Origin of the sequence: Williamsia limnetica (assembly GCF_003217475.1) — a bacterium.
Lineage (GTDB): Bacteria > Actinomycetota > Actinomycetes > Mycobacteriales > Mycobacteriaceae > Williamsia > Williamsia limnetica.
The window spans coordinates 1-9,288 of record NZ_QJSP01000038.1 but is presented as its reverse complement, the minus strand read 5'-3'; the positions used below and the strand labels follow the sequence as shown (position 1 = coordinate 9,288).

The 9,288-nt window shown below is 65.3% G+C and carries 8 protein-coding genes and 1 pseudogene; 3 read left to right on the top strand and 6 right to left on the bottom strand.

The window, feature by feature from the left end; genetic code table 11:
- Positions 1-219: pseudogene (locus tag DFR67_RS31010) on the top strand (HNH endonuclease); the annotation flags it as partial.
- A gap of 141 nt (positions 220-360) precedes the next feature.
- Positions 361-666, top strand: a complete 306-nt coding sequence (locus tag DFR67_RS29950; RefSeq protein WP_110473099.1) for a hypothetical protein — start codon at positions 361-363, stop codon at positions 664-666.
- Between the two features lie 6 nt (positions 667-672).
- Here DFR67_RS29950 and DFR67_RS29945 read toward each other — a convergent pair whose 3' ends face one another.
- The 6 genes from DFR67_RS29945 to DFR67_RS29920 form a co-directional block, all read right to left on the bottom strand.
- Positions 673-2,214 (bottom strand): FAD-dependent oxidoreductase, encoded by a 1,542-nt coding sequence (locus tag DFR67_RS29945; protein ID WP_110473098.1) that lies wholly within the window; start codon positions 2,212-2,214, stop codon positions 673-675.
- A 3-nt stretch (positions 2,215-2,217) separates the two neighbouring features.
- On the bottom strand, positions 2,218-3,219 hold the full coding sequence (locus DFR67_RS29940) for an AurF N-oxygenase family protein (RefSeq protein WP_110473097.1): 1,002 nt from the start codon (positions 3,217-3,219) through the stop codon (positions 2,218-2,220).
- Between the two features lie 137 nt (positions 3,220-3,356).
- Positions 3,357-4,055 (bottom strand): TerD family protein, encoded by a 699-nt coding sequence (locus tag DFR67_RS29935; RefSeq protein ID WP_110473096.1) that lies wholly within the window; start codon positions 4,053-4,055, stop codon positions 3,357-3,359.
- A 35-nt stretch (positions 4,056-4,090) separates the two neighbouring features.
- Positions 4,091-5,308 carry a threonine ammonia-lyase gene (ilvA, locus tag DFR67_RS29930; protein ID WP_110473095.1) on the bottom strand — a complete coding sequence of 406 codons (1,218 nt, stop codon included), beginning with the start codon at positions 5,306-5,308 and terminating at the stop codon, positions 4,091-4,093.
- A 176-nt stretch (positions 5,309-5,484) separates the two neighbouring features.
- Positions 5,485-6,657, bottom strand: a complete 1,173-nt coding sequence (locus tag DFR67_RS29925; RefSeq protein ID WP_110473094.1) for a cystathionine gamma-synthase — start codon at positions 6,655-6,657, stop codon at positions 5,485-5,487.
- Positions 6,658-6,715: 58 nt separating this feature from the next.
- On the bottom strand, positions 6,716-8,104 hold the full coding sequence (locus DFR67_RS29920) for a cystathionine beta-synthase (RefSeq protein ID WP_110473093.1): 1,389 nt from the start codon (positions 8,102-8,104) through the stop codon (positions 6,716-6,718).
- A gap of 39 nt (positions 8,105-8,143) precedes the next feature.
- Between DFR67_RS29920 and DFR67_RS29915 the strand changes: the two genes are divergently transcribed.
- Complete coding sequence (locus DFR67_RS29915; RefSeq protein WP_110473092.1) at positions 8,144-9,073, top strand: SGNH/GDSL hydrolase family protein; 930 nt, start codon at positions 8,144-8,146, stop codon at positions 9,071-9,073.
- Positions 9,074-9,288: the final 215 nt, after the last annotated feature.

The following is a 9,288-nucleotide window of genomic DNA, read 5'->3' as shown; positions in this document are numbered from 1 at the left end:
TACCACGGCCCCGCCTGGACCGGCAACGACCTCTTCCCAGCACTACGCCACATCGTCTTCGACGACTGGGAACCCCACACACCCCCGCACCCACCGCCACGACAAACACCGCCACCACCCACCCGACAACACACCCGCACCCACGCCAAACACATACGCCGTCAACAAGAACGACTACGCAACCGCAGAAAGAGCGAGGACAACCCACCACCCTTCTGAACACCCAGCATTAGCGACGTTGGATCGGCCTTGCGATCACGTGTCGAGGCACTGCCAACTCACAGCCAGGCCCGATCCCATACGAAGGTTGGGCCGCTTATCTGAATACGTCCACCCGTACAGATTCCAGGAGGCTCTAACATGGTCACTTCAGCAGACGTGGTTCTCGTCGTACTCGACGGCACCGAACGCACCCGCACACTGGTGCGCGGCCTCGTCGACAACGACATACGCACCGCGCTCACGAGCGCATCGGTTCACGAACTGGTACCACTACTCAACGGCGTCCGTCGTGGGCTGGTCTACGGCGTGGTCGCAGATCCGTCAGATGCCGGGCAGGTCGACCGACTGTTCGAGCGCGTCGGACGCACCCTCGGAGCGGTCACCGTCATCCTCGACCCCAGCGAACGCCTGACCGGCAACCGGGCGGCGTCCCATGCCGCGTGAGCGACGTCAGCGCCGGAACGGACGCCGACGCCGCGGCGGCGCGTCTGCGGAAAGTCGCCCCGCTTCGAGATCGGCACGCAGTTGCGCCACGGTCTCGGCGGAGTCGGCCTTGTTGGTTCCGATGAATCCCGAGGGCCCCCGCTTGATCCATCCGGTGACGTATACCCCAGTCATCGGACCGCTGTCGCCCACGACTCTGCCGGCCTCGTTGGGGATCACTCCGCGGACGTGGTCGAACGGCAGCCCTGGGACCTCGACGCCCTTGTAGCCGATAGAGGTGAGGACGAGGCCGGCTTCGATCGTCTCGGTGCTTCCCGTCGATTCGATCCCGATGCCACCGGGTCCCGGTCTGTTGATCCCGAACGTGACGCCGGCAACCGATCCGGCGGCGTCGGACGTTATCTCCTGCGGCGACCGCAGGAAGCCGAACCTGATCACCGGGCCGGATGTCGTTGCGCGCTGCGCTATCTCGGACAGCACCGCGAGTTTTTCCGCAATCGTGTGGTCGTCGACCCCGTCCATGTCCGTCGTTTTGATGAGGTCTGGATCGATGGCCACGTGCGCGCCACCGTCGGCCAGGCCGACCAATTCGGGCAGCGTGAATGCGGCGTCGCGTGGCCCACGCCGACCGACGACCAAAACCTCCTCGACCTTCGACCGTCTCAGCGCAGCCAGCGCGGACGGCGAGATCGAGGTCGCGGCAAGGCGATCGGGGTCGGTGGTGAGGATCCTTGCGACGTCGAGGGCGACGTTGCCGTTGCCGATGAGCACCACTCGGCGCTGCGACAGGTCGAAGGACCGGTGCACATGATCGGGGTGGCCGTTGTACCAACCGACGAACTCGGTGGCGCTGGCGACATTGGCGAGATCGGCACCGGGAATGTCCAGTCGACGGTCACTGCCTGCACCACCGGCATAGATGACACCGTGGAAGTCACGACTGAGGTCGTCAAGGCTGACATCGCGGCCCACTTCGCTGTTCAGCATGATGTCGAGTCGGCTGTCGCGAGCCATCTCATCGAAGAGTGCCATCACCTTTCTGGTCGAAAGGTGATCTGGGGCAACACCATACCGAGCCAGCCCGAACGGCTTGTCGAGGCGCTCGTACATGGTGACCCGTACGTTGGGATAGCGCAAGAGATCATCGGCCGCGTACATCGCCGACGGTCCCGACCCCACGATCGCCACCCGGATCTCTCCCCCACCCGGAATAGCGATCGGCTTCGGCGCGCTGATGGGCGCCAGCGGCAACCGCAGGCTCGAGTCCACCGGGAATCGCACCGGGGACTGCGCGACGTCGCCGTAGTGTGCCGCGTTGATCTGCAGATAGCGCTCGTCTTCGGGCTCGATACGGTGACTCGGAACGATTGCGCCGACCGGGCATGCGCTCACACAGGCACCGCAGTCGACGCAGGTCGCCGGGTCGATGTAGAGCATCTCCGACGTCAGGAAATCAGGCTCATCCGGGGTCGGATGGATGCAGTTGACCGGGCAGGCGTACACGCACGAGGCATCTGCGCAGCAGGCCTGCGTGACGACGTGAGGCACCGATCACGCTGCCGTGTATGTGGGTTCACTGCGGAACCGCGACGGGCGTCCCCCGATGCCCAGGATCTTCCAAAGGAACCGTGAGACCGGATTCATCAGGCCACACTGCTCGCCCAGCATCCGGACGTCACCGAATACGTTGTGCAAGAACTTCCGCGACTTGTCGGACTTCCAGAAGATTTCCTTCATGACCTCATCGGGCACACCGAAATCCTTCTGAAATGATTTCGGTGGAACCACGATCGCCCCACACAGCACACGCATGACAATCGGGAACATCAGCGACAACAGAAAACGCTGGAAGAAGTTCTTCCTCGGAATGGTCTCGCGGAGAAGGTGATGCGCGAAGGAGATGTGGCGTGCCTCCTCGGCGACATGGAGTTGCATCACGGCCATCATGGTCGGGTGCATCTCGTCGCGGTTGCGCAGGAAGTCCTTCTGGATGTGGTCGATGGGCTCTTCGCCGCCGAGCACACCAAAGAAGAACAGGCTCGGGAAGATGGTCGAGGCCAACGGCACCAGGGGCGAGATCATCCGGTAGCCGATCTTTGCACCCGGCACGTCGACACCGGTGCGGTTGATGAACTCCTGGAACATCAGAGTGTGGTTGCACTCTTCTTTGGACTCATGGGTGGTGTAGCGGAACTCGGGTGCACCGTTCGGCATCTTGAAGCTGTACTGCATCAGGCCACGGATGAGAACGGATTCGAACTGCAGGCCGACCTTGGCCACATTCGCCTGACGCCACATCCCGATCTTGATCTGCTTGTCGAGCGGCTGCTCCTGGTACCAGGGATGCCGGCCGATCGGGTCGACGTCCTTGGACAGCACCCAGCGCGGGTCGTTTGGGACGACTGCCATGTGCGGCGCATCCCAGTCGATGTCGATGTACGGATCGAAGTTGCGGTGCACCGACGCGCTCGACAGGTCGTCGAGAACCTGGGCGTAGTCGTCGCCAGTCGTCGCCTTGGTGTGCTCCGGAACGTACTTCAGCGCTTCAGTCATCTCTGGCTCCTAGCTTGCAACGTGTTCTCATGACGCTAGAAGGCCGACCGTAACTTGTCAACGCCCATTGATAAATCAACAGAGGTTGTCACGCCGGTCGATGTCATCGAACCAAGCCAGGAGCCCAGGTGAGCCCCCTATTTGCTGCCGCGGCCCCAGTTGAGACCCCAGCGGAAATGCTTGTCCATCTTGTCTCCGCCGGAGAAGTAATCGACGGCCCGAGTGATCGTCACGCCGTGTGGCCCTGACTCGATCAGAGCGATCGACGCCGTACGCAGGTTGTTTTTCTTCGAATCCATGCGAACCTCGATCGGCGGACCGAACTGGGACTCAACGGTGACAACGCCGTCGACGGCCGCCCAGTTGGGACTCCCTTCGTAGATGTCGGCAAAAACGAGGATGCGCCGGAACACCGCCGGATCGGCCAGGTTCACGAACATGTTCTCGCCGGACACCGCGCTGCCGGACCGGTCATCCTGATCGAGCTTGATGAAGGGCCGCTGCTCCAGCGAACCGAAGTTGCGATCCAACGCGCCGACACCGCCCAGGGAACCGTCGGCCAGCTCATACAGGCACCGAAGGTCGAGATCGACGCCACTTTTTCTCTTGAAGAAGCCGCCACCCGAACCCGAGGCCTGGGCCCAGTTCAGATTGATCCGAATCGTGCCGCCGGACGCACCGGCCTTGGCGAGACTCACGGTCGGACTGCTCTTGGTCAGCGCGATCTTGCTCAGATTGACCGAAGACCCTGCGGCCGGGGCGGTCGACGGGGAGGCAGGAGGAGAGGCCTGGGGAGTCGGATTCGACTGCGGACGTTTCGTGTAATCGATTGCCATGTCCTTGAGCCTAAGGAAAATCGGACAGCGCCGCCTCAGTCTCCGAGGTAACCGGCGGTGGAGAGCGCTTGTCGGACCGCCTTCTGGTGATCGGGACCCTTCGTCTCCAAACTCACCGTCACCTGGACCTCACCGAGCCGGAGTTCGCCGCTGACCCGCGAATGGATCACGTCGACAACGCTGGCACTGAGATCACGCAGCAGGGCCAGCAAGGCCACCAAACCACCGGGACGGTCGGACACCGTGGCGGTGATCGTCATGTAACGGCCGGCTGCCCGGAGGCCGTGCGTGGTCACCTGCGTCAGCAACAGCGGATCGATGTTGCCCCCTGAGAGCACCACACACACCTCGCCGTCGAGCCGGAGATCCGGGAGGCTAGTCAGGGCGGCCACCGCCGTCGCCCCTGCCGGTTCCACCACCAACTTGGCTCGCTCGAGCACCAGCAGCAAGGCCTGAGAGATGGCCTCCTCCGTGACAGTCACCACTTCGTCGACGAGTTCGCGGACGTGCACGAACGGCACCTTGCCGGGCTTGGCGACCGCGATACCGTCGGCCATCGTGTTCATCGACGCTGCGCGCAGCGGTTTCCCCTCGGACAGCGATGCGGGCCACGCTGCCGCTTCGGCCGCCTGCACGCCGACTAGCCGCACGCCCGGTTTGTAGAGCTTGATCGCAGCCGCCACACCCGCGAGCAGCCCGCCTCCGCCGAGCGGGACCAGAACAGTTCCGACGTCGGGCATCTGCTCGATGATCTCCATCCCGACCGTCGCCTGGCCCGCGACGATGTCGGGGTGATCGAACGGGTGGATCAGGACGGCGCCGGTCTCGGCCGCGTACGCAAGCGCGGCCTCGAGGGCATCGTCGACGTATTCGCCTTCGAGTATCACTTCGGCGCCGTACGCCCTCGTCGCCGCGATCTTCGGGAGTGAGGCACCGATGGGCATGTAGACCCGGGACCTGATACCCAGCGTGGTCGCCGACCAGGCGACACCTTGCGCGTGATTGCCCGCGCTGGCGGCCACCACTCCGTGTGCACGCTCGGTGTCGGACAGCCCCGCGATCCGCAGGTACGCGCCTCGCGGTTTGAAAGATCCCGTACGCTGCAGGTTTTCACACTTCAGCCAGACTTCGTGGCCACATTTCTCCGACAGCGCCCGCGACGCGACCACCGGCGTGCGACGCATCGCCGGCGCCAGCAATTGCACAGCCCGGTCGATCTGGGCTGCGTCGATCAATCCGTCAGAACCAGCCATCGCCCCAGCCTAGGTGCGGCACGCCGAACTCGTGGCCTGACGTGACCCACTCCCAACCCCAACGGTCTCGCGGCCCCGCGTTGTCTGGACTGACGAGGAGCGAGCGGAGCGATGCGAGGAGGAGGGAAGACGACGCGCTCAGGGCCGCGACGACCCCGCGAGCGGAGCGAGCAAATTCAACCCAGTGCGTTTTCGATGTCCCCGAGCAGGTCACCGATGTCCTCGATGCCGACGGAGAGGCGCACCAGGTCGTCCGGGACCTCGAGTAGCGAACCTGCCGTCGAGGCGTGGGTCATCGCGCCCGGATGTTCGATCAGCGACTCGATACCGCCGAGCGACTCGGCAAGTGTGAACACCTCGGTGCGATCGCAGAACTGCTGAGCGGCTTCGAGGCCGCCGGCCACGCGCACCGAGATCATTCCGCCGAACCGGGTCATCTGCTTCGCGGCCGCAGCGTGGCCGGGATGGGACTCGAGGCCGGGGTACAGCACGGAGTCGATCTTCGGGTGGGCGAGCAAGAACTCGACGATCTTCTCGGCGTTGTCGCTGTGCCGATCCATCCGCACGGCAAGGGTTTTGATGCCGCGCAGGGTGAGATATGCGTCGAACGGTCCGGGTACCGCGCCTGCGCCGTTCTGCAGGAACGCCAGATCGGTGTCGAGCTGTTCGTCGTCGGTGACCAGGGCTCCGCCGACGACGTCGGAGTGACCGCCGAGGTACTTGGTGGTCGAGTGCAGCACCACGTCTGCACCCAGGGTGATCGGGCGTTGCAGGTAGGGCGAGGCGAAGGTGTTGTCCACCACCAGTTTGGTGCCCGCCTCATGGGCGACCGCTGCCAGCGCCTCGATGTCGCCGACGTTGAGCAGCGGGTTGGTCGGTGTCTCGATCCACACCAGCTTAGTGTTCGGACGGATGGCGGCACGCACCGCGTCGACGTCGGTGACAGGCGCGACCGAGTACTCGATCCCCCACTGGGTGAACACCTTGTCGATGAGCCGGAAGGTGCCGCCGTAGGCGTCGTTCGGGATGACGAGGTGGTCGCCCGGGCGCAGGGTCGCGCGCAGCAACGCGTCGGTGGCGGCCATGCCGGATGAGAACGCCCGGCCGAAGCTGCCTTCCTCCAGGGCCGCGATGTTGCCCTCGAGGGCCTGCCGCGTCGGGTTACCTGTACGTGCGTATTCGAAGCCGCCACGTAATCCGCCGACGCCATCTTGGGCGAACGTCGAACTCGCGTAGATCGGCACGTTCACCGCGCCGGTCAGCGGGTCGGGTTCGTATCCGGCGTGGATCGCCTTGGTCGCGAATCCCTGCCAGTTGTGCGAGTCGGTTTTGCTGCGCTGCTCACTCATGTCTTCCAGCGTAGAGCCCCCCGACATCGCCCGAATTCGCGGCCGAGCAGAAATGCCCCTAGGCGATCGCGCTGACGAATCCCAACAGGTCGTGACGGGTGATCACGCCGATCGGTTTTCCGTCTTCGACCACCATCAGGGCGTCGGTGTCCCCGAGCGCCTTGGTGGCGGTCGAGACGGGTTCTCCGGAGCCGATGAGCGGGAAAGGCTTGCCCATGTGCGCACTGACCGGATCCGCGAGGCTGGCGCGGCCTTCGAACACCGCGCTGAGCAGCTCACGCTCGGTCACCGCGCCGGCGACCTCCCCGGCCATGATCGGCGGCTCCGCACCGACGACGGGCATCTGCGACACCCCGTATTCACGCAGGATCTCGATGGCGTCACGCAGCGTCTCGGACGGGTGGGTGTGCACCAGATCGGGCAACGCGCCCGATTTGCCACGCAAGACCTCGCCGACCAGCGGCTCGATCTTGCCTTTGCCATCCAGCGGCGTCCGCAGGAAGCCGTAGCTGCTCATCCAGCGGTCGTTGAAGATCTTGCCCATGTATCCGCGGCCACCGTCCGGCAGCAGCACGACCACCAGCGCATCGGGGCCTTCCCGCTCGGCGACGCGGAGAGCCGCGACGACGGCCATGCCGCACGAGCCGCCGACGAGCAGGCCCTCTTCTCGGGCCAGACGTCGCGTCATCTCAAAGGAGTCGGCATCGGAGACGGCGATGATCTCGTCGGGGATCGCCGGGTCGTACGCGCTCGGCCAGAAGTCCTCGCCGACGCCCTCGACGAGGTACGGCCGCCCGGTTCCTCCGGAGTACACCGAGCCCTCGGGATCAGCACCGACGACCTTGACCTTCCCGCCCGACATTTCCTTGAGGTAGCGGCCGGCGCCGGTGATGGTGCCACCGGTTCCCACACCTGCCACGAAGTGGGTGATCTTGCCGTCGGTGTCGTTCCAGATCTCGGGCCCGGTGGTCTCGTAGTGGCTCTCGGGACCGGCCGGGTTCGAATACTGGTTCGGCTTCCAACCACCCTCGATCTCACGCGTGAGGCGGTCGGAGACGCTGTAGTAGCTGTCGGGGTGCTCGGGCGGCACAGCGGTCGGGCAGACGACCACCTCGGCGCCGTATGCACGCAGCACGTTCCGCTTGTCCTCGCCGACCTTGTCCGGGCAGACGAACACGCAGTGGTACCCGCGCTGCTGAGCGACCAGCGCGAGCCCGATGCCGGTGTTGCCGGATGTCGGTTCGACGATGGTGCCTCCGGGCTTGAGTTCTCCGGAGGCCTCGGCGGCGTCGATCATCTTGACCGCGATGCGGTCCTTGGAGCTGCCGCCGGGGTTGAGGTACTCGACCTTGGCCGCGACCAGGCCGGATCCCGGCTGGACGACGGAGTTGAGCTGAACCAGCGGGGTGTTGCCGATGAGGTCGGTCACGTGACTTGCGATGCGCATGAGTCCATCGTTCCAGACCGCTTCGATTATGTTGGAGCTGTGTCCGGATCCAAGCGTCGGCTTGCTCGTGATCTGGCGGCAACCGCCGCCGCAACAGCCGGCACCGCCGGCGCCGGATGGGGTGCCTGGACCTTTCTGAACGGCCAGGCCCGCACCGCCCGCACCGTGATCCCGCACAGGACGGACAACGCACCGAACGGCGATGGAATCTACGGACCGGAGGGTCTCGGTCCGCTGCGGGTGCGGCGCGGCGAAGATTTCGACCTCCACGTCATGGTCTTCGGGGACTCGACCGCCGCAGGCCTCGGCGCCGAGGTCGCCGACGAGACCCCGGGCGTCCAGCTGACCCGCAAACTGACCGAGGAGACCGGCAAGCGAATCCGGTTGAGTACCAAGGCGATCGTCGGAGCCACGTCGCGGAGTCTGACGGGGCAGGTGGACGCCATGCTGATTGCCGGACCGCCACCCGACATCGCGATCATCTTCATCGGTGCCAACGATGTGACCAGCACCAGCGGCGTCCGTGCATCGGCCAAACGGCTCGGGTCGGCCGTCCGCCGGCTCCGTGAGGCGGGCGCCCTGGTGGTCGTCGGAACGTGTCCTGATCTCGGCGTCATCGCGGCGATCCCGCAGCCGCTGCGCACCGTGATCCGACAGTACGGTCTACGGTTGGCCGCTGCGCAGGCGATCGAGACCCGGGCGGCAGGCGGCACTCCGGTCCCCCTGGCCGATCTGCTGGCCCGGGAGTTCTTGGCCGCACCCGACCGCATGCTCTCGGCAGACAAGTACCACCCATCCGCTGCCGGATATGAACTCGCCGCGCAGATCCTGCTGCCGGCGGTGCTTTCCGGGCTCGGTGAGTGGGGCTCGGGTCCCCTCCCCGAGCCACCGGCGGTGTCGGCCATCGCCGAGGACAACAAATGGTCGGCGCGGACGCGGGCCTATCTGAACCGGGCCGCGCGCCGCTGATGAGACCAGCGCCGAACACACCGGCGCAAGCTTTCGAGGTCCGCCTCCGCGACAATCGCCGGCTGGCGTAACGTCAGATCGCGAAACCTTACATAGCTGCACGTCCAACCTATTTTCACAGGAGTTCGCATGCCAGAGGCCGTCATCGTCGCCACCGCCCGCTCACCGATCGGCCGAGCCGGCAAAGGCTCACTCAAAGACGTCCGCCCGGACGA

Excerpts from the sequence above, each read along its gene's own strand:
- DFR67_RS29950 (WP_110473099.1), top strand. The coding sequence starts at position 361 with ATGGTCACTTCAGCAGACGTGGTTCTCGTCGTACTCGACGGCACCGAA.
- DFR67_RS29940 (WP_110473097.1), bottom strand. The coding sequence starts at position 3,219 with ATGACTGAAGCGCTGAAGTACGTTCCGGAGCACACCAAGGCGACGACT.
- DFR67_RS29935 (WP_110473096.1), bottom strand. The coding sequence starts at position 4,055 with ATGGCAATCGATTACACGAAACGTCCGCAGTCGAATCCGACTCCCCAG.
- ilvA (WP_110473095.1), bottom strand. The coding sequence starts at position 5,308 with ATGGCTGGTTCTGACGGATTGATCGACGCAGCCCAGATCGACCGGGCT.
- DFR67_RS29925 (WP_110473094.1), bottom strand. The coding sequence starts at position 6,657 with ATGAGTGAGCAGCGCAGCAAAACCGACTCGCACAACTGGCAGGGATTC.
- DFR67_RS29920 (WP_110473093.1), bottom strand. The coding sequence starts at position 8,104 with ATGCGCATCGCAAGTCACGTGACCGACCTCATCGGCAACACCCCGCTG.